At 70.9% G+C, this 23481-nt stretch carries 39 protein-coding genes; 38 read left to right on the forward strand and 1 reads right to left on the reverse strand.

The features are described from left to right. The first annotated feature begins 105 nt into the window (after positions 1-105). The 10 genes from ACIO3R_RS01475 to ACIO3R_RS01520 all read left to right on the forward strand — a co-directional run bounded on the left by ACIO3R_RS01475 (position 106) and on the right by ACIO3R_RS01520 (position 6666). Positions 106-534, forward strand: a complete 429-nt coding sequence (locus ACIO3R_RS01475; RefSeq protein ID WP_402102086.1) for a hypothetical protein — start codon at positions 106-108, stop codon at positions 532-534. Further along, positions 527-1228 (forward strand): hypothetical protein, encoded by a 702-nt coding sequence (locus tag ACIO3R_RS01480; protein ID WP_402102089.1) that lies wholly within the window; start codon positions 527-529, stop codon positions 1226-1228. Before ACIO3R_RS01475 ends, ACIO3R_RS01480 begins: the two co-directional genes overlap by 8 nt. Positions 1229-1426: 198 nt before the next feature. Next, complete coding sequence (locus tag ACIO3R_RS01485; RefSeq protein WP_402102092.1) at positions 1427-2842, forward strand: hypothetical protein; 1416 nt, start codon at positions 1427-1429, stop codon at positions 2840-2842. Then, entirely contained in the window at positions 2839-3159 is a 321-nt protein-coding gene (locus ACIO3R_RS01490; RefSeq protein WP_402102095.1) for a hypothetical protein, read from the forward strand. The genes ACIO3R_RS01485 and ACIO3R_RS01490 overlap by 4 nt, the downstream gene beginning before the upstream one ends. After that, entirely contained in the window at positions 3156-3350 is a 195-nt protein-coding gene (locus tag ACIO3R_RS01495; protein WP_402102098.1) for a hypothetical protein, read from the forward strand. Before ACIO3R_RS01490 ends, ACIO3R_RS01495 begins: the two co-directional genes overlap by 4 nt. Positions 3351-3430: 80 nt before the next feature. Then, the gene (locus tag ACIO3R_RS01500) at positions 3431-3826 is read left to right on the forward strand and encodes a histone-like nucleoid-structuring protein Lsr2 (protein WP_402102101.1); all 396 of its coding nucleotides are present in this window, start codon (positions 3431-3433) and stop codon (positions 3824-3826) included. Continuing rightward, a complete protein-coding gene (locus tag ACIO3R_RS01505) occupies positions 3826-4224 on the forward strand; it encodes a hypothetical protein (RefSeq protein ID WP_402102104.1) in 399 nt (132 codons plus the stop codon). The genes ACIO3R_RS01500 and ACIO3R_RS01505 overlap by 1 nt, the downstream gene beginning before the upstream one ends. After that, positions 4221-4928, forward strand: coding sequence for a hypothetical protein (locus tag ACIO3R_RS01510; protein WP_402102107.1), 708 nt, complete (start codon positions 4221-4223; stop codon positions 4926-4928). Before ACIO3R_RS01505 ends, ACIO3R_RS01510 begins: the two co-directional genes overlap by 4 nt. 180 nt (positions 4929-5108) lie before the next feature. Continuing rightward, complete coding sequence (locus ACIO3R_RS01515; protein ID WP_402102110.1) at positions 5109-5849, forward strand: hypothetical protein; 741 nt, start codon at positions 5109-5111, stop codon at positions 5847-5849. Positions 5850-5952: 103 nt separating this feature from the next. After that, a complete protein-coding gene (locus ACIO3R_RS01520) occupies positions 5953-6666 on the forward strand; it encodes a DNA-methyltransferase (protein WP_402102113.1) in 714 nt (237 codons plus the stop codon). Between the two features lie 54 nt (positions 6667-6720). Here ACIO3R_RS01520 and ACIO3R_RS01525 read toward each other — a convergent pair whose 3' ends face one another. Beyond that, complete coding sequence (locus tag ACIO3R_RS01525) at positions 6721-7026, reverse strand: helix-turn-helix domain-containing protein (protein WP_402102116.1); 306 nt, start codon at positions 7024-7026, stop codon at positions 6721-6723. Between the two features lie 162 nt (positions 7027-7188). Here ACIO3R_RS01525 and ACIO3R_RS01530 point away from each other — a divergent pair, with 162 nt between their 5' ends. From ACIO3R_RS01530 to ACIO3R_RS01665, 28 genes are all read left to right on the forward strand, one after another. Further along, positions 7189-7488 carry a hypothetical protein gene (locus ACIO3R_RS01530; protein ID WP_402102119.1) on the forward strand — a complete coding sequence of 100 codons (300 nt, stop codon included), beginning with the start codon at positions 7189-7191 and terminating at the stop codon, positions 7486-7488. After that, positions 7485-7748 (forward strand): hypothetical protein, encoded by a 264-nt coding sequence (locus tag ACIO3R_RS01535; RefSeq protein ID WP_402102122.1) that lies wholly within the window; start codon positions 7485-7487, stop codon positions 7746-7748. The genes ACIO3R_RS01530 and ACIO3R_RS01535 overlap by 4 nt, the downstream gene beginning before the upstream one ends. Further along, positions 7745-8161, forward strand: a complete 417-nt coding sequence (locus ACIO3R_RS01540) for a hypothetical protein (protein ID WP_402102125.1) — start codon at positions 7745-7747, stop codon at positions 8159-8161. Before ACIO3R_RS01535 ends, ACIO3R_RS01540 begins: the two co-directional genes overlap by 4 nt. A 114-nt stretch (positions 8162-8275) precedes the next feature. After that, a complete protein-coding gene (locus ACIO3R_RS01545) occupies positions 8276-8452 on the forward strand; it encodes a hypothetical protein (RefSeq protein WP_402102128.1) in 177 nt (58 codons plus the stop codon). Between the two features lie 236 nt (positions 8453-8688). Continuing rightward, positions 8689-8955 carry a MerR family transcriptional regulator gene (locus ACIO3R_RS01550; RefSeq protein WP_402102131.1) on the forward strand — a complete coding sequence of 89 codons (267 nt, stop codon included), beginning with the start codon at positions 8689-8691 and terminating at the stop codon, positions 8953-8955. Beyond that, positions 8952-9128 (forward strand): hypothetical protein, encoded by a 177-nt coding sequence (locus ACIO3R_RS01555; protein ID WP_402102135.1) that lies wholly within the window; start codon positions 8952-8954, stop codon positions 9126-9128. Before ACIO3R_RS01550 ends, ACIO3R_RS01555 begins: the two co-directional genes overlap by 4 nt. Before the next feature lie 37 nt (positions 9129-9165). Continuing rightward, positions 9166-9588, forward strand: a complete 423-nt coding sequence (locus ACIO3R_RS01560) for a hypothetical protein (protein ID WP_402102138.1) — start codon at positions 9166-9168, stop codon at positions 9586-9588. A gap of 65 nt (positions 9589-9653) precedes the next feature. Beyond that, positions 9654-9857 (forward strand): hypothetical protein, encoded by a 204-nt coding sequence (locus ACIO3R_RS01565; RefSeq protein WP_402102141.1) that lies wholly within the window; start codon positions 9654-9656, stop codon positions 9855-9857. Positions 9858-10070: 213 nt separating this feature from the next. Then, positions 10071-10232 carry a hypothetical protein gene (locus ACIO3R_RS01570; RefSeq protein WP_402102144.1) on the forward strand — a complete coding sequence of 54 codons (162 nt, stop codon included), beginning with the start codon at positions 10071-10073 and terminating at the stop codon, positions 10230-10232. Between the two features lie 139 nt (positions 10233-10371). Continuing rightward, entirely contained in the window at positions 10372-10602 is a 231-nt protein-coding gene (locus tag ACIO3R_RS01575; protein WP_402102147.1) for a hypothetical protein, read from the forward strand. Continuing rightward, complete coding sequence (locus tag ACIO3R_RS01580) at positions 10599-11075, forward strand: phage terminase small subunit P27 family (protein WP_402102150.1); 477 nt, start codon at positions 10599-10601, stop codon at positions 11073-11075. The genes ACIO3R_RS01575 and ACIO3R_RS01580 overlap by 4 nt, the downstream gene beginning before the upstream one ends. 15 nt (positions 11076-11090) lie before the next feature. Continuing rightward, positions 11091-12902 (forward strand): terminase large subunit, encoded by a 1812-nt coding sequence (locus ACIO3R_RS01585; RefSeq protein ID WP_402102153.1) that lies wholly within the window; start codon positions 11091-11093, stop codon positions 12900-12902. Positions 12903-12918: 16 nt separating this feature from the next. Further along, positions 12919-13110: a hypothetical protein gene (locus tag ACIO3R_RS01590; RefSeq protein ID WP_329615022.1), complete on the forward strand. Its 192-nt coding sequence runs from the start codon at positions 12919-12921 to the stop codon at positions 13108-13110. Position 13111: 1 nt separating this feature from the next. Beyond that, positions 13112-15136, forward strand: coding sequence for a phage portal protein (locus ACIO3R_RS01595; RefSeq protein ID WP_402102159.1), 2025 nt, complete (start codon positions 13112-13114; stop codon positions 15134-15136). A gap of 205 nt (positions 15137-15341) precedes the next feature. Beyond that, positions 15342-16022, forward strand: a complete 681-nt coding sequence (locus ACIO3R_RS01600; protein WP_402102162.1) for a hypothetical protein — start codon at positions 15342-15344, stop codon at positions 16020-16022. A 54-nt stretch (positions 16023-16076) separates the two neighbouring features. Beyond that, positions 16077-17288, forward strand: a complete 1212-nt coding sequence (locus ACIO3R_RS01605; RefSeq protein ID WP_402102165.1) for a phage major capsid protein — start codon at positions 16077-16079, stop codon at positions 17286-17288. A gap of 43 nt (positions 17289-17331) precedes the next feature. Beyond that, the gene (locus tag ACIO3R_RS01610) at positions 17332-17733 is read left to right on the forward strand and encodes a hypothetical protein (protein WP_402102168.1); all 402 of its coding nucleotides are present in this window, start codon (positions 17332-17334) and stop codon (positions 17731-17733) included. Between the two features lie 11 nt (positions 17734-17744). Then, complete coding sequence (locus ACIO3R_RS01615; RefSeq protein ID WP_402102171.1) at positions 17745-18053, forward strand: hypothetical protein; 309 nt, start codon at positions 17745-17747, stop codon at positions 18051-18053. Continuing rightward, a complete protein-coding gene (locus ACIO3R_RS01620; RefSeq protein ID WP_402102174.1) occupies positions 18053-18637 on the forward strand; it encodes a hypothetical protein in 585 nt (194 codons plus the stop codon). Before ACIO3R_RS01615 ends, ACIO3R_RS01620 begins: the two co-directional genes overlap by 1 nt. Further along, complete coding sequence (locus tag ACIO3R_RS01625; protein ID WP_402102177.1) at positions 18634-18963, forward strand: head-tail adaptor protein; 330 nt, start codon at positions 18634-18636, stop codon at positions 18961-18963. The genes ACIO3R_RS01620 and ACIO3R_RS01625 overlap by 4 nt, the downstream gene beginning before the upstream one ends. Position 18964: 1 nt before the next feature. Continuing rightward, positions 18965-19129: a hypothetical protein gene (locus ACIO3R_RS01630; protein WP_402102180.1), complete on the forward strand. Its 165-nt coding sequence runs from the start codon at positions 18965-18967 to the stop codon at positions 19127-19129. A 4-nt stretch (positions 19130-19133) separates the two neighbouring features. Next, a complete protein-coding gene (locus tag ACIO3R_RS01635; protein WP_402102183.1) occupies positions 19134-19508 on the forward strand; it encodes an HK97-gp10 family putative phage morphogenesis protein in 375 nt (124 codons plus the stop codon). Beyond that, entirely contained in the window at positions 19505-19990 is a 486-nt protein-coding gene (locus tag ACIO3R_RS01640) for a DUF3168 domain-containing protein (protein WP_402102186.1), read from the forward strand. The genes ACIO3R_RS01635 and ACIO3R_RS01640 overlap by 4 nt, the downstream gene beginning before the upstream one ends. Beyond that, the gene (locus tag ACIO3R_RS01645) at positions 19990-20328 is read left to right on the forward strand and encodes a hypothetical protein (RefSeq protein WP_402102189.1); all 339 of its coding nucleotides are present in this window, start codon (positions 19990-19992) and stop codon (positions 20326-20328) included. Before ACIO3R_RS01640 ends, ACIO3R_RS01645 begins: the two co-directional genes overlap by 1 nt. A 1-nt stretch (position 20329) precedes the next feature. Further along, positions 20330-20761, forward strand: a complete 432-nt coding sequence (locus ACIO3R_RS01650; protein ID WP_402102192.1) for a phage tail tube protein — start codon at positions 20330-20332, stop codon at positions 20759-20761. Positions 20762-20775: 14 nt separating this feature from the next. Further along, complete coding sequence (locus ACIO3R_RS01655; RefSeq protein WP_402102195.1) at positions 20776-21189, forward strand: hypothetical protein; 414 nt, start codon at positions 20776-20778, stop codon at positions 21187-21189. A 32-nt stretch (positions 21190-21221) separates the two neighbouring features. Next, the gene (locus ACIO3R_RS01660; RefSeq protein WP_402102198.1) at positions 21222-21518 is read left to right on the forward strand and encodes a hypothetical protein; all 297 of its coding nucleotides are present in this window, start codon (positions 21222-21224) and stop codon (positions 21516-21518) included. Further along, positions 21515-23479 carry a hypothetical protein gene (locus ACIO3R_RS01665; RefSeq protein WP_402102201.1) on the forward strand — a complete coding sequence of 655 codons (1965 nt, stop codon included), beginning with the start codon at positions 21515-21517 and terminating at the stop codon, positions 23477-23479. Before ACIO3R_RS01660 ends, ACIO3R_RS01665 begins: the two co-directional genes overlap by 4 nt. Positions 23480-23481 lie beyond the last annotated feature (2 nt).

Raw genomic sequence — 23481 nt, forward strand, 5'->3', positions numbered from 1 at the left:
GTCCGCCCTCGCGGGCCGGCCGGAGCCCCCGCCGGGCCCCGGCTGGCCCGCCGGGTCCTACCTCAACCAGCTCGACCGCGAACCGCCTGCAGAACAGGAGCAGTCGTGAGCACTGCCGCAGACCCCCGCCGCCCCAGCCCGGCGAACATGCCCACCCGCCGCCCTGCCGCCCCCGTCACCACGTTCCGGGAGCTGTACCTGTTCGGCATCGACAGCTCCAGCCTCCACGCCCACCACCAGCTCGTCGCGTACGGCCTCGCGATCCACGCGGACGCGGACGGGGAGATCCAGCCCCAGGACCAGCCCCGCCTGATCGGCCTGGTCCACGACACCGGCCTCCACGCCGGGCAGGTCGCCGTCGCCCTCACAACGCTGCGCCAGCGCGGATGGATCCGGCAGACCCGCCGCAGCGACCGCTACGAGAACGCCGAACTCCGCCTCACCATCCCGGCGCAGCTCGAACCCCGCCTGCGTCGCCGCGCCGCCCAGCAGTCCCATCCCGCCACCATGGAACGGACCACCACCGATGCCTGAGAACCAGCACTGGATCGAGTCGCTGTTCGACAGCGTGTACGCGCTGTACGAGACGGCCCACGAGTACCAGCTCGCCCACCGTGCCGCGCAGGTCGCCGTCGAAACGGTGAACATCGACCGGCGCAAGGCCCACGAGGGCCGCATCACGATCGAGGGCCGGGTCACCGCCTACAACAACCCGCTGACCCGCGAGGCGCACGTGGACGCCCTGTTCGGCCTGAGCCGTCTCTATGGCGACCTCGAGTCGGAGGTCGGCCGCCGCTATGAGGAGGCCGCCTGCCTGTTCGCGTCCGGCGCGGCCTGGGCAATCCGGACGGTGCTGGACGGCGGGACACCCGCGCACGTCCGGTTCCAGACCGAGGACGGCCGCCCCGTCTCGGGCGGCATGAACATCCCGGGCCTCGACACCTACTCCGGTGGACCGGCCCTGGACGCCGCATACGACTCGGTCCTGCGCTGCACGCACGCCGCCGCGGCCGCCGAGGACTTGGCCGGCCGGGACTACGTCAGTGACCACGAGGCCGGAGAGATGTTCCGCGCGGGCGAGGTCGCGGGTGGCCTGGCGGACGTCGCGTACGCCTACGGGCTCCTCGCTCAGCGCGCCCTCAACTTCGTGCTGTTGGAGCCGCGCCGCGCCCGGGAGCGGGAGATCGCCGTCGCTCGGGCCGCCCAGCAGTCCCAGCCCACCGCCTGACCCACCCTGGAGAATTCGTTGACCACCGCCGTCGCGTACGCAGCAGCTGCTGCGGCGCCGTGCCTGCAGCCGCCCCGCGCGGCCGCTTCGGCGCGGCCGCGCACCGGCGGTGGTCTTCGTGTCTGTGTTCCCCTGCGCCTGGTTGTAGGTGCTCAGTACGGCGATGCCGCCCTGAGCGTCTACATCAAGATCGCAGCGTTGGGCATGCGGCCCGAGGGCTGCCGTGCTCGAGTCGCGACGCTCGCCGAGTACCTCGGGCTGTCCAAATCGGCCGTGGAGCGCGCGCTGACGCAGCTCAACACCGCCGGGGCTGACAGCGTCGCCGAGGTCGTCACGGTCCGAAAGACCTCCCGCGATGGTGACGGGGAGTCCGCCGAACGCTCGGTGCGGCCCGTCGACACGGACCGCGAGCTGTTCGTCTGGCTCCCCGCCCGCGCCGCAACGTCCCTCACGCCCCGCCAGCTGCGCCTGTACGCCGCGATCAGCTACGCCCAGATCCGCCGCATCCCCCTGGCCCTCTCCGACCTGCAGGACGTCGTCCGCCATCAGTACGGCGACAGCGCCGGCCAGCCCCTCGGCGAACGGCAGGTGATGCGCCTCGTCGACTCGCTCGAGGACCTGGGCTGGGTGACCGTCCACCGCCGCCAGGGCCCGCGCGGCCGGCACGTCTACGAGGCCCACCAGCGCCCGCTGCACCCCGTCCTCGACGACGTCGCCGACGAGCCCGCGGCCGCCGACGAACCGGCCGCCGCGATCCCTGACATACATGACGGATCGGCTCCCCGCACAGCTGACGGGTCCCCGTCTAGGGAAGACCTCAGGACTGACCGACTCGGACGAAAGAGCGGCGTGGGTGGTGGGATCCGCCGTAGGCGAGATGCAGGTAGTAAGGCGCCTCGCCCTGTGGAAAACCCGGCGGGGCCGACGTCCCGCGCTGCGGGTCACGGCGAAGAGCGCAGCAACACCAGCGGGGCCACGGATTCGGCTTACACCGGCCCCGGGCTGCAGCTGTCGCCCCGGGTGTGGCAGGTCCTCGAGCCGGTACGGCACGAACTCCCGGCGATCCGCTCGTACATGCTGCGCCGCATCGCTCACGAGATCGGCCGCCAGCTCTCGGCCGGGGTCGGCACCGAGCGCCTCACCGCCCGCCTGACGATCCGCTGGGCCAGCACCGAGGACCCGCGCCGCGGCGACGTCGGCCGCTGGATCCTCGGCTCCGGCCTGGTCCGCCGCGGCTGCGGCCTCGAGGCCTGCGAGTCCCGCACCACCTGGCACACCGGCCAGGCCTGCCCCGTCTGCCACGACAACACCATGCACGCCCTACAGGGCGCCGCCGGGGCGCAGCAGCAGTTCGTGGACCAGGTGGCGCAGCCCGTACCGGCCGCGCCACCTGCTGCCCCGCCCGTGGCGGTGCTGCCCGTCCGGGGCGCGGCCGCCGCCCCGTGGCCGGAGCTGGACGGGGCCGAGCGCGCCGAGCTCCGTGCGGCCGCCACCCCCGAGACCGTCCGCCAGGCCATCACCGCGTACGGGCGGGCCGGTGCCACGTACGCCTACGGCCACGCCCTGGTCCTGCCCCACCTCGTCGAGATCGACCCCGGAGGGAATCCAGCATGAAACCGAGCACCTCTCTCATCACCATCTGCCGTCGCTGCAACGCCCGGATCTGCTGGGCGCTCACCACCGCGAACGGGCGCCGGCAGCCGATCGACGCCGAGCCCACCGCCGCCGGGAACTTGGCCGTGATGCAGGCGGCGGACGGGGTGCTGTACGTCCGCTCCGTCACCGCGGCCCGGCCCGAGATCCGTCCGGGCGAGTGGCAGGCCATGCCCCACCACGCCACCTGCAGCAGCCCGCCGCCCAGGCGCAGCAGCAGCGCTCAGCGGGCCCGTTCCGGGGTGCGTCCGGTCCCGTGGCAGGGACGGCAGCCGTGACCAGCGAGGACGCCGTGACGCTGGCCGCCGCGGTGGCCGCCCTCGAGGAATTCCCGGACGGCACCTACGGCGGCCCCCGGCGCACGACCCCGGACCCGCAGGCAGACGAGCACGTCCGGGATCTCCTCGAGGGCCTGGACGGATGGCGGCTCGGCGACCGGGCCAAGCGCCCGCAGTGGCGGCCGGCATGACGATCGCCGCCCTGCGCCGCCTCATCGATGACGAATGCCCCGCCCCGCCCCCTCAGACCACCGCCAGAAAGAGGAAGCCCATGCCCCAGCCGCCCACCCTCCCGTCTGCCGGCGCCACCGTGTCGCTCCCCGTCGGCCAGCTCCTCGCCTGGGCCGAGGCGCACGACACCAAGTTCGTGGTCCGCAAGGCCCAGCAGGCCCGGCTGCTCCTGCGCGAGCTCCGCGGCCTGTACGCCAAGGACGAGGAGCGCGCCGAGGCCGACGCCGAGGAGCAGCGCCTGCTCAAGCAGCTCGAGGAAGTGCGGGCCCGCAAGGAGCAGCTGAGGCCCCGGCGGAAGTCGTCGCCGACCGGCTACGACCAGACCACCGTCCGGGCGTGGGCCCGCGCGAACGGGTACAGCGTGGCCGACCGCGGGTCGATCCCGGGCCCGGTCGTCGAGGCGTGGCGTGCGTCGCAGACCGGCGGTGCCCGCTGATGTCTCCCGAGCGTGTGGACCGGGTTCGCGTCCTGGCCGCGGCCGGTCTGCAGGACCGTTTGATCGCCGAGGAGCTGGGGGTGTCGTGGCGGACCGTGCTGCGGGCTCGGGCCCGGCACGGCATTCCGAGCACCTGGCGGCCGCCGGTGAGCGGGTGCGGGACGCCGGGCGCCTACAAGCGCGGCTGCAGGTGCAAGAAGTGCCGTGCCGGGAACGTCGCCCGCCTGAACGCGGCGAAGACCGACCGGTACGCCCGCCGGGCCGCGGGCACCGCCCAGTTCACCCACGGCGCGAACGCGTACGGGAACTGGGACTGCCGGTGCGACACCTGTAGCCGGGAACACAGCACGGTCGGCGCAGCCCAGCACCAGGCCAGGAAGGACAGGCGAGGTCAGTGATCCCTGTCTTCGCTGCCGTTGCCCTTGTCGTCATCACGACCGCGCTCATCACCAGCCACATTGCCCACCCCCGCCGCATCACCGCCACCACTCCCGGTACCCCCCAGCAGGACCGGGCCGCCATCGAGGAGACCCACGTGCTCAACATCACACCCACCACCGACCGCGTCGCCCAGCTTGAAGCGCAGCTCGCCGAGTACGAGGTGATGAACCCGCAGCAGTGCCCGAAGGGGCTGCACGCCGACTGGCTTGTCGACTCCGAGCACACCCACGCCTGCCCCTGGTGCCGCATCGTCGAACTCGAAGCCACCGCCCCGGCCCGGCTGGTCCTCGGCACCACCGGCCAGCAGCCCGAGACCGCGCCTGCCGACCTGCGGGTGCTTGTCGACCGCCTCGCCGCTCACGCCGCGGGCTTCGCGGATGTGCTCGATGAGTCCGATCGGGGGCCGTGGGGTCGGCTGGTCCGTGCGGACATCGACGAACTGCGCGCCGCTGTGGCCGCACCCGTTGACCGGGCCACGGAGTTCGAGCTGCGGGGCGACACGGAGATCCGGGCTGCCGCGCTGAACGAGGCCGCCGACCTCCTGACCGAAATTGGCACCCCCATCTTCGGGAACCGCTCCGAGCATGAGCGCGGCCTGATGTACGGCGCCGAGCGCCTCCGCCGCCTGGCCGACGAGGCGCAGCAGCCCACGCCGTGCTGAGCGCCATCTTGTACCGGCTCCGGACCCACCACCGATCCGACCGAGCCCGTCGACGGAAACCCGCCTGCCGCTGCGGCCGCAACCACCCCGGGCCCCGCCGCCCCACCACCTGACCCGCCGCCCGGCCGGATCCCACCCGGCCGGGCACCTGCATCACCGCACCGACTGCACGGAGACGCCATGGACAACACCTGCGACATCTGCCACCGCCACGCCCCCGCCGGCTGCTACCTGTGCGACGGCTGCGCGTATCGGATGCACACCTGGCTGCGGGAGATCCCCCGGCATCTTCCGCTCCTGCAGGACCTGCTGCGCCCGGACACCGGCCCGGCGCAGCGTGGCGGCAGTGGCCGCGCCCACTCCCCGCTGCCCGTCCGCGTCGAGGTTCTCGACCTCCTCGGCCCCGGGCACGTCGTCCCGCTCGCCGACCCGCACGGCGACCAGTGCGCCGACGTGCCCCTCGCGCCGCTGCTGTACGGGTGGGCCCGCTACCTCGCCGCCGAGCTCCCGTCCGTATGGCGCGACGAGCACGGAACGGTCCGGATCGAGCCGTGCACCGGACCGGTCGCCCGGGGTGGGAGCAGCATTACGGCCTGGTGCTCCTGGCTGGACGCGTACCTGCCGTACGCGGTGACCCGGCCGTGGTCGGCCGACCTGTACGAACAGCTCGAGGCCGTCCTGCGGCGGATCCGGCGCATCACCCACACCAGGCCGCGGCGCCGCCTCATGGATGCGCCGTGCTCTGCCTCGGACTGTCAGGCATTCGCCCTGGTGGAGAAGGAAGACGAGCTCCACATCTCCTGCGACGCCTGCGGGCACCGGCTCACCCCCGACGAGTACGCCGCGCACCGGGCGGCCGTCATGCCCGCCCTCGCCGCCCTGGCCCTGCGCATCGGCGCGCAGCAGGCCGCGGCGGCCTGACATACCTCCGTCACAAAATAGAACACTTGTGCGTTAATGATCAGTGGCACGTGCACTGACTCGCTCGCCATCCGGCGTATGCGACCCGCATAGGAGGCCCCAGATGAGTGATTGGACCCTGCACCACGGCGACGCCCTGACCATTCTCCCCACACTCGACACCCCAGTGACCGCCGTCATCTGCGATCCGCCGTACAACTCCGGAGGCCGGACCAACGCCGAGCGCCGGGCGCAGGGCGCGCGCGACAAGTACGTGAGCGGCGACGCGCAGCACGCCCTGGTGGACTTCGACGGCGACACCCGCGACCAACGGGCGTACACGTACTGGCTCGGCCTGGTGCTCGGTGACGCCTACCGTCTGACCCTGCCCGGGGGTTCGCTGCTTACGTTCACAGACTGGGCGCAGCTCCCCGCCACCAGCGACGCCCTGCAGGCCGCCGGGTGGACGTGGCGCGGCATCATCCCCTGGCGCAAGCCCATCTCCAGGCCGACGGCGAACGGGTTCCGCCGCGAGTGCGAATACGTCCTGTGGGGCTCCCGCGGCGACCCCCTGCGACACGCCCCCACCATCTACCTGCCGGGGTGGTTGGAGGGCTCACAGCCGCGCGGGCAGGCCCGGGTCCACATCACACAGAAGCCGGTCAGCGTCATGCGCCAGCTGGTCCGCATCGCGCCCGCGGGCGGCCTGGTCCTCGACCCCTTCACCGGGTCCGGTACCACCGGCGTGGCCGCCCTCCAGGAGGGCCGGCGCTTCATCGGCATCGAGCAGTCAGCGGCGTACGCGGCGACCGCCAAGGAACGCCTGACCGCCGCCTGACCAGTAGATGCAGCTGCGCCCCGCCCGACTGCCACGGGCGGGGCGCAGCGGTGCTCACTGGTCGGCCGGCGGCTTGTCCGCGCGGGGACGGTGTACGCCGGAGCCCTTGTACTCCCGGAACGCGTCCTGGACCGTGCTCAGCTTGATGTCCAGCCGGGCGGCGATCTCCCGGTAGGACAGCCCGCCCCCGTCGGCCCACAACTTCCGGATCAGGTCGCTGCGTTCCTGGGACCACGCCCGGTTCCGCTTGACCTGCTCGGCCATGATCCGGCTCTTGGCCCGCACCCGTACCTCTGGGTCCGCGATGCGTTCCACGGCGTCGATGGCGTCCGACACCCGCCGCGCCTCGCCCTCGCTCACAGCCGCACCTCTCTGATTTCTGCGTACCACTTGCCCGTGACTGTATGGGGCCCCTACAGTCACGGGCAAGCATTACGCACCGCCGATACACGGCCCCGGCCGGAGTTCGCACCTCCGACCGGGACCCAGCCGACCACCTGACTCAACCAGGAGGACCGACCCATGCGCGATCGTATCCGCGCCACCGACACCCCGGCACCCCTCACCGACACCACCCGCCTGCTCCTCGGCCGACTCGCCGACACCCTGCAGACCCAGCGCGCCAACGCCCCGATGCACGAGGCGATCCGCGCCGCCCGCTGCCTCGTCCTCGCCGAACAGCTGCTCGGCGACACCGAGGAGGCCTACGACGCAGAGCAGGACCTCCTCGCCGCTGCCCCGCCCGTCGGCCCCGACCAGACCCGCGGCCAGTACGCGGCCACCCTCCGACTCATCGCCGCCCAGGGGGTGAGCGCCGAATGAGCAACGCCGACGACCTCCGCGCACTCCTCGACGCAGTCCTCGACGCGATCGACATCCCGTTCCCGGCGACCGGCGCCGACCTCGACAAGTTCCGCGCGCTCCTCGACCGACGAGCCAGCCTCGCCGTCCTCACCGCCCGCGGCGCCCTCGCCGAGAACCCGGCCGACATCCAGTGGAACGTCGACTACCTCCGCAAGAAGCTGGCCGAGTATCCGACCACCGGATACCGCACCTCCCGCGACACGGAGGCCGGCCAATGACTGGCGCTCTCACCGTGGCACAGCGGCGCGCAGAGGTGCGCCGCCTGGCGCAGGGTGGCGCATCGAACCGCGCCATCGCGGCGCAGCTCGGCGTCGGCAAGGACACCGTGCGCCGCGACCTCGTCGCCACCGAAGCGCCGGCCGAGACACCGGCGCAGCGCATGGCGCAACGGGCGGCGCAGGCCGAAACGGCCATGAGCCAGCTGAGCGCCGCAGCTCAGGCCGTGGCCGAGGCGACCCCGGCGCGCACGATCACCGACGACGAGACGGCCCGGCGCTGGTGGACGGAACTGCGCGCCACTGCGGCGCAGCTCCTGGCGCACGCCGGCGAGTTCGCCGACTACTACCCCGCCGCCCGCGCCACCGAAAAGCGCGGTTCGGCCTCCAACGGCCAGACCCAGACGGGACGATGACGCACATGGGAACCCGATGCGAGCGGCCCACCCTCCCCGGCATCGCCGATATCCGCATCACCGCTGACCCCACCACCACGGACGCCGTACTGACCGACGAAGAGGAGATCTGAGATGAACTACGACGACTACTTGGGCGCCGACGAGGAGCCGGACGCCGAGCGCGACACGCTCCTCGGCCAGACCGCCCCCGGCCTCAACCCCGAGACCGCCGACTCGGTGCGCCGCGAGATGGACCGCCGGGAAGCCGCCGGACTCCCCGCCGTCCCCGAGATGCCCTGGGAGGACTGACCCCTGCACGCCGGGTAGCGTCCGACCAGAGCATCTATCAGCGCTACATGGATGCAGCGCTGACGCTTGAACGAGGCCCCGCCCTGCTCACCGCAGAGCGGGGCCTCGGCGCGTCCGAACCCATCCCACTGGACATGATCACCAATTGGCGTCACACTGCTGCCAGCACCACACCTGTCTCTACCGAGCCCCTGACCTCACCGGCAGGGGCTCTGCTGCGCCCGGACGGGAGGCCCATGGACACCACCTGGCTCACCACCACCGAGGCCGCCGCCCACGCCGACCGCGCCCGCCAGGCCCTCACCGCCGGCACCGCCCACATCCAGCCCGCCACCGTCCGCCAGTGGGCACGCCGCGGCCACCTACAGCCCACCGGCCTTACCGAACGCGGACACCCCCTGTACACGCTCGCCGACGTCGCCCGCGCCGAGGTAGCCACCCGCGGCCGCGCCCTGCGCCTCCACGGCATCCCCGAGACCCTCACCGGAAGGCCCGAATCATGACGACCGCCCAGAAGCTCAACACGTTCCGCCGGGAGCTGCTCGACGGCGGCATGGACCCGAACACGACCGAGCACCTGGTCCGGGATGCCGCCCACTCGCTGGTCGCGAGCGAAGGGCTGCAGGTCTCGCGCACCAACCCGCCCGAGGTCATCACGGGTCCCACACATTCGTGACACGCTTCCCCCTCATCACGACATCCCAGGGGGGATCATGCGCACCCGCACCGCAGCCATCGTCACGGCCGGCCTGCTCCTGACCACGCTCACCGCATGCGGCAGCAGCGACAACGACAAGCCCGCCGCACCGGCCAGCAAGACCGCCAGCCAGGCCGACCTGGACGCCGCACGCAAGGCAGCCGGTCTCCCGCCCAGACCGGACACCGCCACCACCGCTGCCTACATCAAGGCCCTGAACGCCATCGACGTGGACATCGCCCACGGCAAGAGGGACAAGGCCGTCAGCCGCGGCATGGACACCTGCGGCATCATCAAGCGGTTCCCCGGCGACGAGGCCAAGCAGGCCGACCAGACCAACAAGCGGTGGAGCAGCCCCACCCACCCCGATGGGCACGGCCTCGCCACCGCCAAGAAGATCCTTGCCGCGACGCACAAGCACCTCTGCCCCGACTTCTGACCCAGCCTCACCCCGAGCCCGGCCCGCGCCATGCAGGCCGGGCTCACGCATGCCCAGGAGGACTCATGGCCGCCATGTCCACCCTGTCCGGGTTCCCGCGATGGGTCGGAGCTCGCGTCCGCATCTCCACGACCGGCCACTACGCCACGACCGCCACACGAGCCCCCGACGGCACCCTGTGCGTCCACCTACAGGTCGACGTTCCGCCCATCCGAGGCGCCCTGTACGGCGCATGGCTGACCGTGCGACACATGTGCAAGGGCTACTGACCCGCCATGCCCACGCGAGCACCGAAGAGGTGCACGACGCCAGGCTGCCCCGGTACCCCCACCCCCGGGGCAGGCAAGTGCCCCCGCTGCACCCGACCCCGCCCCCGCCCCTCGGCCGCTGCGCAGGGCTACGGCAGGGAGCATGAGCGCCGCTTCCGCGCCGGCGTCCTGGCCCGCGACACCGTGTGCGTGCTCTGCCGCAAGGCGCCGGCCGTGCACGCTGACCACTGGCCGCTGTCCAAGCGCGAGCTCGTCGCCCGTGGCCTGGACGACCACGACCCGCGCCGCGGCCGCGGCCTGTGCCACCCGTGCCACTCGTCACAGACCGCACAGCACCAGGCCGGCGGATGGAACCGGCGCGGCCCGGAGTACTGAGCGTGACGGGGGTAGGGGGACCCAGATCGCTGGCCCGGGGCCCCGCGGAACGCGGGGGGGAGCCCCCTCTCGCGCTGACAGGTTCGCGGATCCGCCGTACCAGGAGGCCCGCCGTCACCCAACGTCACCGGAGGTGATCATGGTCGAGCCTGCTCAGGTGTGGGTCGTCGCCCAGGTCCGCAGCTTCGACGCCCAGGGATGGGCGCTGGACTGGGACCTCGGCGGCGTGTTCACGAGCGAGGCCAAGGCCCGCGCCGTCTGCTCCCATCCGGGGGACGCCATGTGGCCACTGGTCCTGGACGCCTTCACCGGGCGCGAGCTCATCAGCCCGCCCGGTCTCACCTACCCGGTGGAAGGGAGCTGGCCGTGAGCGGACCGCCGCCCAAGCCCACGGCGCTGCGCATCCTGCACGGCGACCGCAAGGACCGGATCAACACGGACGAGCCGCAGCCTGGGGCCGGCGACATCGAGCCGCCCGACTGGCTGAGCGAGGACGCCCTGCAGGTCTGGGATGTCCTCATCGACGACCTGGTCGCCAAGGGCGTGATGACGCCGTGGGACATCGAGGCGTACGCCAACTGGTGCGACGCCGTGGCCCGTCGCCGTGACGCTGCCGAGCACGTCGCCGAGGAAGGCGCCGTGGTGGAGCTCCCCGTCTTCAACAAGAACGGTGAGCTGACCGGCCATCGCCAGGGCAAGAACCCCTGGCTCATGGCGCTCGATTCGGCCGATGCCCAGGTCCAGAGGTACGGGGCCCGGTTCGGCCTGACGCCGTCCGACCGGGCGCAGTTGAAGATCGAGCCGCAAGGCGCCGGCGCGGGACCGGAGCGGCTGCTGTCCTGACGTGGGGAGGGCGCCATGGCCACGCGGACCACCACCCGCCCCGCCCGCAGCAAGGCCTCCGTACGGCCGCCCGCCCGGCGGCGCCGCGCGCTGCGCATCGACCACACCAAGCGGTGGCGGCCGCGGTCGCGCAAGGGCGGCCGCTGCGGCTACACCCTGGACAAGACGACGTGCGAGCGGACCGGGTCGCACTACTGCGAGCCCCGGGCCGACCGCGTCGTCAAGTTCTTCGCCGAGCTCCTGCGCCATCCCGCCGGCGCGATGGCCAACCACCGGTTCGTCCTGGCTCCGTGGCAGGAGCACGAGATCATCCGGCCGCTGTTCGGCGAGGTGACCTGGTCCGATCAGTGGGGACGCTACGTCCGCCGCTACACCCGCGCCACCATCGTCATGGGGCGCAAGAACGGCAAGAGCGCGCTGCTGTCCGGGATCGCGCTGTACATGGTGGTCGGTGACGGCGAGGAGTCCGCCGAGGTCTACGGCGCGGCGAAGAACACCCGCCAGGCGGGCAAGGTGTTCGAGCCCGCCACGAAGATGATGAAGAAGTCGCCGGTCCTGGCCGGTCGGCTGACGCACATCAAGAACGCCCGGCGCATCGTGGACGAGCAGACCGGCAGCCACTACGAGGTCATCCCCTCGGACGCGGACACCGAGCTCGGCCACAACCCGCACTGTTTCATCCTGGACGAGGTCCTCTCGCAGCCGGACGACTCGCTGTGGAAGGCGATGACGACGGCGGCCGGCGCGCGTACCCAGGCGCTGATGCTGGCCATCACGACGGAGACATCGGACCAGGCGTCGTTCGGGGCCGAGTTCATCGACGAGGCCGACCGGGTCATGGAGGACCCGAGCCGGACCCCGCACCACTTCGCGTTCGTGCGGAAAATGCCGCGCACGGTCGACGAGCTCGAGCGCCTGTGGCGCCTGTTCCCCGCCCGGCCCGAACTCCCCGTGTCCATCGACCCGTGGGACGAGCGGAACTGGGCCTGGCCCAACCCGGGCCTGGGTGACTTCCTGTCGCTCCAGTCGCTGCGCGAGGACGCGGACGAGGCCCGCAATGACCTGTCCAAGGAGAACGGGTTCAGGCAGTTCCGTCTGAACCAGCGTGTGTCCCAGGTGACGCGCTGGATCGCGATGGACCTGTGGGACATGAACGCCCGGGAGATCGCCCCGCAGCCGGGATGGATCGCGGGCCGCCTCGAGGGCCAGCGCTGCTGGGCAGGGCTCGACCTCTCGAGCAAGCTGGACCTGACGGCCTGGACGCTGCTCTTCCCGGACGGGTCGATCATCTGGCGGTTCTGGGCGCCGGAGTCCATCGCCCCGCACCTGGACGGGCACACCGGCGGGAAGTTCTCCGAGTGGGCGGCCGACGGGTGGATCACGCTCACCGATGGCGACACGATCGACTACGACACGATCTACGACGACGTCGAGACGGACCACCAGCTGCACCGGATCGTCGACATCACGTACGACAAGTGGTGCGGCGAGCCGGTCCGCCAGGAGATCGAGAAGCGGACCCGGCTCAAGACGGTGGAGTCCGACACCACTTACTCGAGGATGACGCCGCCCATGGCCGAGTTCATGCGCGGCCTCAAGGCCAAGGAGTACGCCCACTACGGCAACCCGGTCGCGCGGTGGATGGCCGACAACCTCGAGTGCAAGTCGCCTCGAGACGACCCCGACCGCATCCGGCCGGTGAAGCCCGACCGCGGCAAGACCGGCAAACGCATCGACGGCATGCCGAGCCTGTTGTTCGCCATCGACGGGGCCATGCGCGGCATGCCCGCACCGTCCATCTACGAGACCCAGGGCATGTCCCTGTAACCCACGGGAGGTGGCGGTGGACCGCTACGACGTCCTGGCCCTGCTCGGCATCGCGTGCCTCGGCATCGGCCTGGGCCTGCTCGCCCCCTGGCTCGGCATCGCCACCGCGGGCCTGGTCCTGCTCGGCATCGGCCTGAGCGGGGCCGTCCTCGCCGAGCGGGCCGAACGCACCCGGGAACTGATCAAGGCCAAGACGGGAGGTGGCTGACATGGGGTTCCTGCGGTCCGTCGCCCGCGCGACGTCCGGCCCGCTCTCCGGCATCGCCACCCCCGAACGCTGGGTAGAGGAATGGTTCTCCGGCGGCTCGGCCAACTCGGCCGGCATCCGCGTCGACCAGGACACCGCCCTGACGTACAGCCCCTTCTTCGCCGGGGTGCGGGTCCTGTCCGAGGACCTGGCCGGTCTGCCGCTTCACCTGTACGAGCGGATGCCCGGCCGCGGCAAACAGCGGGCCGAAGACCACCCGCTCTACGAGCTGCTGCACGTCCAGCCCAACCCGATGATGACGTCCGTGCAGCTGCGCGAAACCCTGCAGGGCCACGCCCTCACATGGGGCAACGGCGTCGCCCAGCTCGTCACGAACAAGCGCACCGGGGTGATCGAGGAGATCTGGCCGCTGCGCCCCGACCGCCTCCGTATCTGCGTGCGGTGGACCGGGCCCGGCCAGTTCCGCCGGACCTATCAGTACCGCGACGACGTCAACGGGATCTACGCCACGCTCCTGGACGACGAGGTCCTGCACGTGGCCGGTCTCGGGTACGACGGCGTACGCGGCTACTCCGTGGTCGACCTCGCCGCCAACTCCATCGGGCTCGGCCTGGCCACCGAGCACTACGGCGCGAAGTTCTTCTCGAACGGCGGCGCCCCGGGCGGCGCCCTGTCCCACCCCGGGAACCTGTCGCCCGAGGCCCGCAAGCGCATGGCGACCGACTGGGAGAACATCCACAAGGGCATCGACCGCGCGCACCGCGTAGCGATCCTCGAAGAGGGGGTGACCTGGCAGCAGGTCGGGATCCCCAACGACAACGCCCAGTTCCTCGAGACCCGGCGTATGCAGGTCACCGAGATCGCGCGATGGCTGCGCATCCCCTCGCACAAGGTCGGCGACCTCGAGCGGGCCACGTTCTCGAACATTGAGCAGCAGCAGCTGGACTACATCCAGTCGGCCCTGAACATCTGGCTGCGCCGGTGGGAGCAGGCGATCGTCACTCAGCTGCTGCTGCCGGAGGAGCGGCGCCGGTTCTACGCCGAGCACCTCGTGGACTCGCTGCTGCGCGGCGACACCCTGACCCGGTACCAGGCCTACGCGGTGGGCCGTCAGTGGGGCTGGCTGTCCGCGAACGATGTGCGCGACAAGGAGAACCTGAACCCGGTGGAGGGCGGGGACGCCTACCTCGTCCCGCTCAACATGGTGCCGGCCGGGCGCGCTGCTGCTCCGGCGCTCGAGTCCAACGCGATGCGTACGGCGCGGCTCATGCGCGGGCGCGGCGCGGTACTGCGGGACAAGGTCGCCGAGCAGTACGCGCCGAAGATCCAGGAGAGCGTCACGGAGATCGTGGCGCTCGAGTCGGAGAAGGTCACCGCGCTGCTCGCCAAGCACCTCGAGCCGGAGCGCGGCCGTACGGGTACGCGGTCGGTGGCCGCGTTCCTCTCCGGCCTCGATGCCCTGTACGCGTCGGACGGCCCGATCGCCGAGAAGCTCGGCGCGCTGTGGGTGCCGCTGTTCCAGCTGTTCGCCGCGGACGTCTCGGCCGACGCGGCCGAGGAGGTCGGCCACGAGGAGACGGTAGACCTGTCGGTGTGGGCCCGCGCCTACGCCCTGGCCCACACCGCCTACCAGGTGTCGTCCAGCTTCGGACAGCTGCGCAACGTCACGGAGAAGGCCGACGACCCGGAGTCCGTGGTGGCTGATGTCCTCGAGCGCCTGGCCCGCTGGCAGGCCGAGCAGCCTGAGCGCGTCACGAAGTGGGAGACCAGCCAGCTCCCGAACGCCGCCGCCCGCGAGACGTGGCGCGCGGCCGGGGTGGAGCGGGTGCAGTGGGTGGCACGCGGCTCCGAGAACTGCCCGTACTGCAAGAAGCTGGACGGGTCGGTCCGTGCCATCGACGACGCGTTCATCGGCAAGGGCGACACCCTCGAGGGCGACGAGGACGGCGAGGAACTCACCGCGAAACGCGACACGTTCCATCCTCCGGTTCACGCCGGGTGTGACTGTCAGGTGGTCCCACTGTGAGCGCCGGTATGGAACAGGGAACCTGCTCGTCCTGCGGCGGCCCTGCCGAGCGCGGGCCGAACCGCGGGTGGTGGCACACAGAGGCCTCCTGCGGCGCTGATCCGCAGACCGGCGGCATCCCGTCCGCCTCGGCCCAGTTCCGGCCCGCACGGCAGCAGCAGGACCCGCCGCGCAACCGGATGATCACCAACCCACGGAGGGACAGATGAAGCGGCACTACCTGCGCGGCTATGTGCTGCGCGCCGAGAACGACGACGCCGAGGAGGCTGCGTCCAAGCCGCTGCGGATCATCGCGGCGACGGCCGGCCGCAAGGGCGACGGCCTCAACCTCACGATGGACGGGGCCGACCTCGGCCGGTTCCAGTCCAACCCGGTAGTCGGCTACGGCCACAACTACTGGGGCCGCGACAGCCTGCCGATCGGCCGGTCCGACGAGACGTGGATCGACGGCGACCGCCTGTTGATGGACGTCCAGTTCGACCAGGAGGACGAGTTCGCCCGCACGGTTGATCGGAAGTACCGCGGCGGCTACCTCAACGCGTTCTCGATCGGGTTCGACGTCTGGAACATCGACGACGCCGGAGTCCCCGAGGGCTGGGAGCTGTTCGAGGTTTCGGCCGTGCCGCTGCCCATGGACCCCAACGCCGTTGTGGAGTCCGGCCGCGAGCTCGCGCTGGCCCGCGCGCTCGGCGATCTGCGCCCCGGTGAGCTCATCCGGGCCGGGGCCGTCCTGTCCAAGAAGAACAAGTCGTTGGTGACGAACGCGCGCGACGCCCTGCAGGAACTCCTGGACGGCGCCGGCGGAACCGACGACGAGGCCGAGGACGACGAGCGCCAGGCGCCCGTCATCGACGACGCCCGCATGCGGCGCCTCGCCGGAATCTGACCCCGCGCCGCGCAGCCGCGTGGGGCACCAGCCACATCCTGAGAGGAACACCCGATGAAACTTCGTGAGCTGCGCGCCAAGCGCACCAAGATTGGCGCCGACGCCGCGGTCATCATGGACGAGGCCACCAAGGCCGGCCGCGCCATGACCGGCGAGGAGAACACCTCGTTCGACCGGCTGATGGACGAGCGCGACCAGGTCGACCAGACGATCGAGCGGGCCGAGCGGCTGCGCGACGGCGAGCGCCAGACCGCCGAACTGGACGCCGAGCAGGACCCGCAGGGCAACGCACGCGACGGGGCCGCGATGGACGCCCTGCGGACGTACTTCCTCGGCGGCCGCCAGGCCCTGTCCGAGCAGCAGGCGCGCGCCCTGAACGCGGGCAACGACCCCGAGGGCGGATACCTCACCGCTCCGATCCAGTGGGTCAACGCCCTCATTCAGGCCGTGGACGACGCCGTCCCGCTGCGCGGCCTGGCCACCGTGCAGAAGCTCACCGCGTCCGACTCGCTCGGCGTGCCCTCCCTGGACACCGACCTGAACGACGCGGACTGGACCACGGAGATCGGCACCGGCACCCAGGACGACAGCATGCGGTTCGGCAAGCGGGAGCTGTCGCCGAACCCGATGGCCAAGCGCGTCAAGATCAGCCGCAAGCTGCTGCGCCTCACCTCCGGCAATGCGGAGGACATCGTCCGCGCCCGCCTCGCGTACAAGTTCGGCGTGACGCAGGAGAAGGCGTGCATGACCGGGGACGGCAACAAGAAGCCGCTCGGCCTGTTCACCGCTTCGGCGGACGGGATTCCGACGAGCCGCGACGTCGCGACCGGGTCCGCGACCGGGTTCACCGGAGACGGGCTCATCGACGCCAAGTACGCGCTCAAGGCCGCGTACTGGGCGAAGGCCCGGTGGCTGTTCCACCGTGACGCGATCAAGGGCATCCGCAAGCTCCGGGACGACACGGGCGGGGCCGGCCAGGGCAACTACATCTGGCAGCCCGGCCTGGCTACGGACGCACCGGACACCATCCTCGATGTGCCGTACATCGTCAGCGAGTTCGCCCCGAACACGTTCACGAACGGGTTGTACGCCGGGATGATCGGCGACTTCTCCCACTACTGGATCGCCGAGGCGCTGAACTTGGAGATTCAGCGCCTGGTGGAGCTGTATGCCGAGACGAACCAGGTCGGGTTCATCGGCCGCCAGGAGGTCGACGGGATGCCGGTCCTGGCCGAGGCGTTCGTCCGTATCAAGTGCGCCGCCTGACCTCCCACCCCTGCTCCACCAACCGAGAGAGGAGGGCCCGGCGGTGAGCCGAGACCTCAAGAACAACATCAGCGCAGTGCAGAGCCTTGCCGCGACCGCGCAGTCCGCGGCCGTCGACGGGGCCGCGGTCGACCTGGCGAACTTCCACCGGGCCATGGTCGTCATCGACGCCGGCACCGCGACGGGCACGACGCCGTCGTTCACGTTCGAGGTGCAGGAGTCCGACACCGCCACCTCCGCCGACTTCACCCCGGTGGCCGACGCGGACCTGGACGGGACCGAGCCGGTCATCACCACGGCGAACGACGCCGCGGTGTACGAGATCGGCTACCGCGGCCGCAAGCGGTACCTGCGCGTGACGATCGAGGCCGCGACCGGCACGACCCCGGTCCTGCCCTGCTCGGCCCTGGTCCTGCGCGGCAGTCCGCGCGTGGCCCCCAAGTAGAGGAGGACGACGTGAAGCGCGTGAAGATGATGTCCCTCTACGCGGGTCCGAAGGGATCCGTGGCCATCGGCGCGATCGGCGAGTTCGATGATGCCGAGGCCCGCGACCTGGTCGACGGCAGGTACGGCGCCTACGCCGACGAGCCCCGCCCCGCCCGCAAGGAGCCGGCCGAAAAGCCGATCGAGCGGTGGACGGTTGCCGAGCTGCAGGCGTACGCGGCCGAGCACGAGATCGACCTCGGGGACGCCACCGTCAAGGCCGGCATCCTCAAGACCGTCGTGGCCGCGATCGAGGCCGCGCGCGACAGCGACGGCGACTGATGGCGTACGCAACCGCGGACGAGCTCCGTCGGATGCTGCGCATCGAGTCGTTCACCGAGGACCAGACGGCCACGGCGGAACTTCTCATCGAGCTCGCCCAGGGCGTCATCGACGATGAGACCGGCCAGGCCCTCGAGCAGTCCGAGGACAGCGTCACCCTGGACGGTCCGACCGAGGACGACACGCACTGGCAGGGCGGGACCCGCTCGAGGAAACTCATCCTGCCCCGGTGGCCGGTGACCGCGGTCGCCTCGGTCACCCTGACCGAGGACCAGGAGGAACTGGTCTTCGGCAAGGACCGGGACTACACCTGGTCCGCGGCCGGGATCCTGCACCGGCGCGGCAGCGAGTGGCCCAGCCATGACCGGGCGATCGAGGTCACCTACACCGCCGGGTTCACCGTTGTCCCCTCCGGGCCCAAGCGCCTGTGCCTGCGTCTGGCGGTCAGCGGCTGGGACAACCCGGAGCGGCTCACGTCGGAATCCCTCGGTGACCACTCCAGAGCGTGGTCGGCTGACGCTCTGGGGATGGAGCTCACAGACGGTGACCGGCGGGCGCTCGGCGCCTACCGGGCCCGCACGTGAGCGTCGGGCGGTGGCTGAACCGGACGCTGCAGGTGTGGCGTCCGGTCACAGCCGATGACGGGTACGGCGGTCAGGACGTCACCCTCATGCTGCAGGGCACCGTCGGCGGCAAGGTCGACCAGCCCTCAGCGACGGACCAGACCCTCGCCCAGCAGGCCGGCGCCGTGTGCACGCACAGCATCTACCTGCTGCCGACGGCGGACGTGCAGCGCGGTGACGAGCTGCGCGGCGCCGGGCAGGCGTTCGCGGTGCACGCCGTGGTCCAACCGTCCGGACCCCGCTACAACAAGGCGCTCTGCGAACTGCGCCAGGCCGAAGGAGGCTGACATGGACGACGCCAGGGCACCGCTTCCGATGGAGCCGCAGGAGTGTCGGCAGCGCGCCGAGGACGACGACCTCGGCACTGCAGAGCGTCTCGTCTACGCCGTGCTCGCAGTGGCCGGGGAGCTCCACCTCATCCGCCAGCAGCTGCAGCGCAAGGGCCGGGGGTGACGCCGTGGCCCGCTCCGGGATGACGGTGGAGATCCAGGGCCTGGCCCGACTACGGCAGCAGCTCGAGGACATCGACGACGAGATCCTGCAGGCCATCAAAAAGGCCGTGAAGGAGTCGGCCGAGGCGGTCAAGGCGGACACCGCACGCGACGTCCCCAAGGCCAGCGGGAACCTGCAGCGCAAGATCGACGCCAAGTACCAGAACGACGGCTTCAACGCCACGGTCGGATGGCACGACCCGGACGACTACTACGCCCGCTACCTCGAGGCCGGCACCCGGCGCAGACCGGCACGGCCATCACTCGGCCCGGCGCTCGAGGCCGAACGGCACCGCTACCGCGGCCGCCTCACTGAGGAGGTCAGGAGAGTGCTGCGATGACGACATCCCCGTCCCCCATGCTGCCCCTGCAGGGCGCTGTCCTGGCCGTCCTGCGCGGCGACAGCACCCTGACAGCCCTGGCCCCCGGGGTATACGACTACGCCCCGGAGAGGGCCGCCTACCCATTCGTCGTGATCGGTGAGGCGCTCGAGACACCGGTTAACGCGCACGACCGGTTCGGCCGGGAAACGGTGATGACCCTGCACGTGTGGTCGCAGCACCGCGGCCACTCCCAGGGCCTGGCCATCGCCGCACGCATCACGGCCCTGCTCGATCATCAGCCCCTCACCGTGCCCGGCCTGGCGCACGTAGTGACCCGGTTCGAGTTCAGCCAGACACTCACCGACCCGGAGCCGCCCGGCGACATCCGGCATGTAGTGCTGCGCTACCGCGTCATCACCGAGCAGCTGCCGGCTGACGCCCACCCCCTGTCCGGGCCCCGTGGTCCGGCGCTCCCGCATGCACAGAAAGGCATCACCTGATGGCGGCACTCGCAGCGACCCTTGCGGCCACGGTCGGAGGGATCGCGGACATCACCGCCACGGCGGTGGCCGCGACCGGGGCGGGCGACACCGCCCCGGTCGGCCCGGGGACGTTCCTCCTCGTCATCAACGGCGGGGGTGCGTCCCGCACCGTCACCGTCGCGACGCCCGGCACCGTGGCTGGCCACGCCGTCGCGGACGCCACGCTCGTCGTGGCCGCCGGCAAGTCCGGCGTCATTCCGCTGACCAACCTTTTCCGAGGGGCCACCGGCCGGGCAGCGATCACCTACGACGCCGTCACATCCGTGACCGTCGCCGTCTTCACACTGGGAGCCTGACATGGCTGGTAAGGACGCACTCGGAACGAAATTCCTGCGGGACACCACCGGCGCCGGCGCTTTCGCCGTCATCGCGAACGTCAGCGACATCAGCGGCCCGTCCCGGAAGCGGGAGGCCATCGAGGTCACCGCGCACGACAGCCCGAACAAGTACCGGGAGTTCATCAAGGGGCTGAAGGACGGCGGGGAGGTGGAGCTCACGATCAACTGGGATCCCGGCAACACCAGCCACCTGGCGCTCGACGCCGACTTCGAAGAGGACGACCTGCGGGACTACCAGGTCATCGTCCTGCCGGGCGACCCCGACGAGCACACGTGGGACCTCTCCGGGCTCATCACCGACATCGGTGAGGCGTACCCGACCGACGACAAGATGGAGCGGACGGTGACCGTGAAGATCTCCGGCAAGCCGACGCTCACCCCGACCGGCTGACAGGAGACACCACGATGGCATCGCTCAAGGACCTCATCCGCGGCGCGCAGGACATCAAGCGGCAGGAGAATGTGCCGATCCCGGAGTGGGCGCCCGGCGCACTCTTCTGCGTCACCGGCCTGCCGTCCGGCGACTGGGAGCAGTACCAGAACCGGATGTCGAAGATGACCCGGCGCGACGAGTCGACCAGCCTCGAGATGACGATCCGCTCGAACAAAGCGGAGATCGTCGCGAAGGCGCTGCGGGACCAGGAGACGGACGAGCTCGTCTTCACCGACCTGCGGGAAGGGATCTCGATCCTGTCCAAGCGCAGCGCCGGGATCGTCAACGGGCTGTTCAACCTGGTGCGTCACCTGTCCGACGACGACAAGGACTTCACGCAGAAGGTCGCGGCCGCCGAATCGGATTTCGGCGACGGCCAGAGCTGAGGCTGCAGTACGACCTGGCCGTCGCTTTCCGCATGACTCCGGCCGAGGTCCTCGACCGGTTCGCCGAGGAGGAGATCATCCGCCTCATCGCGTACCAGAACCTCTACGGCCCGGCCGGCCCGCAGCGCCTCGACCTCCTCGTCGCCCGGCTCGGCATGGACGTCGCAGCCCCGCACATGAAGAAGGGCAAAACGCCCAAGCTCAAGGACCACTTGATCGAGTGGTCCCGCAACGCCCGCCCGCGCAAGAGCGGGCGTGAACTCCTCGCCGCGATCAAGGGCATCCAAGCCGGGTTCGACCGGCAGGACGAGAAGGGGCGGGGCAGATGACTGTGCTGGACGAACTTCTGGTCCGCATCGGGATGGATGCGTCCGGGGTCGACGAGGGCACCGAGCAGGTCGCCGGGAAGCTCGACAAGCTGAGTGGCCCGGCTGCGGCCGCGGGCACGCTGGCCGGTGGTGTGTTCGTGATGGGGCTCAACTCGGCCATGGATATTCAGGCCGCGCAGAGCACGCTGCAGGACCAGTACGGGCTCACCACCGCCGAGGCCGCCCACGCTGGTGAGGTCGCCGGTGACGTCTACAGCGACGGTTTCGGTGAGTCCCTCGAGGACGTCACCACCGCCCTCGGCGGTGTACAGAACTCCATCGGTGACCTGTCGACGTTCACTGACGAACAGCTCGACGACATGTCCGCATCCGCCCTGGCCCTGGCCAAGCGGTTCGAGGTCGACGTCACCGACGCCACCGGCGCCGTCGGACAGCTCATGAAAACCGGTCTGGTCTCCGACGCCACCCAGGGATTCGACCTCATTACCAAGGCCATGCAGTCGGTGCCGGCCGAGCTGCGGGACGACGTGATCCCCACCGTCCAGGAGTACTCGACGCAGTTTCGCCGCGTCGGCCTGGACGGCGAGACGGCGTTCGGCCTGATCTCCCAGGCCGTCCAGGCGGGCGCCCGCGACATGGACCAGGTCGCCGACGCCATCGGCCAGTTCGGCGAACGAGCCCTGGCCGGCGGCGCCCCCGTGGACGACGCGTTCAAGTCCATCGGCCTGAACAGCAAGACGATGGCCAAACTCATCGGCGCCGGCGGGGACTCCGCCAAGAAGGCTTTGCAGATGACGATGGACGGCCTGAACAAGACCTCGAACGAACAGGTCAAACTCAACGCCGCGGCCGCCCTGTTCGGCGACCCCGGCAACGTGCTCGGCGAGGCCCTGTTCGCCCTCGACCCGGCGAGCGCCGCAGCATCGTCCGGCATGGACAAGGCCGCCGGCTCGTCCAAGGCCCTGACCGACAGCATGAAGAAGGACCCGGCGCAGCAGATGGATGCCGCGATGCGGACCCTGACGCAGGGCCTGGGCGAGGCCCTGCTGCCCGTGATCCAGAAGGCGTCCGGATTCATGGCCGAGCACCAGGGCCTGATGAAAACCCTGGTCCCGATCGTCCTCGGCCTGGCCGTCGCGCTCGGCATCATGGCCGCCGTCATCTGGCTGGTCAACGCTGCGATGGCAGCGAGCCCCGTCACGTGGATCGTCCTGGGCATCATCGCCCTGATCGCCGTAATCGTGCTGATCATCATCAAATGGGACGAGGTCGCCGCAGCAACCGCCGAGGCGTGGGGCTGGATCCAGGCCAAGCTCAGCGCCGTCTGGGGCTGGATCCAACAGAAGGCCGGTGCGGTGTGGGACTGGATCACCGCGAAGACGGGCGCCGCGTGGGACTGGGTGGTCCGCAAAGTGACTGAGGGGGCGATCGGGATCCTGAACGGCATTGCGTTCCTGAACTCGATTCCTGGCCGGGTCGCCGGGTGGCTGGGCAAGATGGTCGGCTGGGTGGCCGGTCTCCCGCGCCGTATCGGCCGGGCCGCAGCGGGCATGTGGGACAGCATTACCAGCGGTTTCAAGGGCGCGGTCAACAGCCTGATCAGCATGTGGAACGGGCTTTCGTTCACCCTCGGTGGCGGCAGCTTCATGGGCGTCGACATCCCGTCGGTGACCCTGTCCACCCCCGACATCCCGTATCTCGCGGCCGGTGGTGTGACGACCGGCCCGACGCTCGCCATGATCGGTGAGGGCCGGGAAGACGAGGCAGTGCTGCCACTGTCCAAGCTCGAGCAGATGATCAACACCGGCGGCGGCCGCGCCCCGTCGGCGAACAAGGTCGAGCCGATCACGGTCCGGACCGTGATCGAACTGGTCGGGGCTGACTCTGAGTTCGTCGAGTTCTTCAAGAGCATCGTCCGCAACAGGGCCGGCGGATCCGTGATCCGTCTCGGGGAGGGGTAGAC

The sequence above is a fragment of the Streptomyces sp. NPDC087428 genome, assembly GCF_044744085.1.
In the GTDB taxonomy this organism is placed as follows: Bacteria; Actinomycetota; Actinomycetes; order Streptomycetales; family Streptomycetaceae; genus Streptomyces.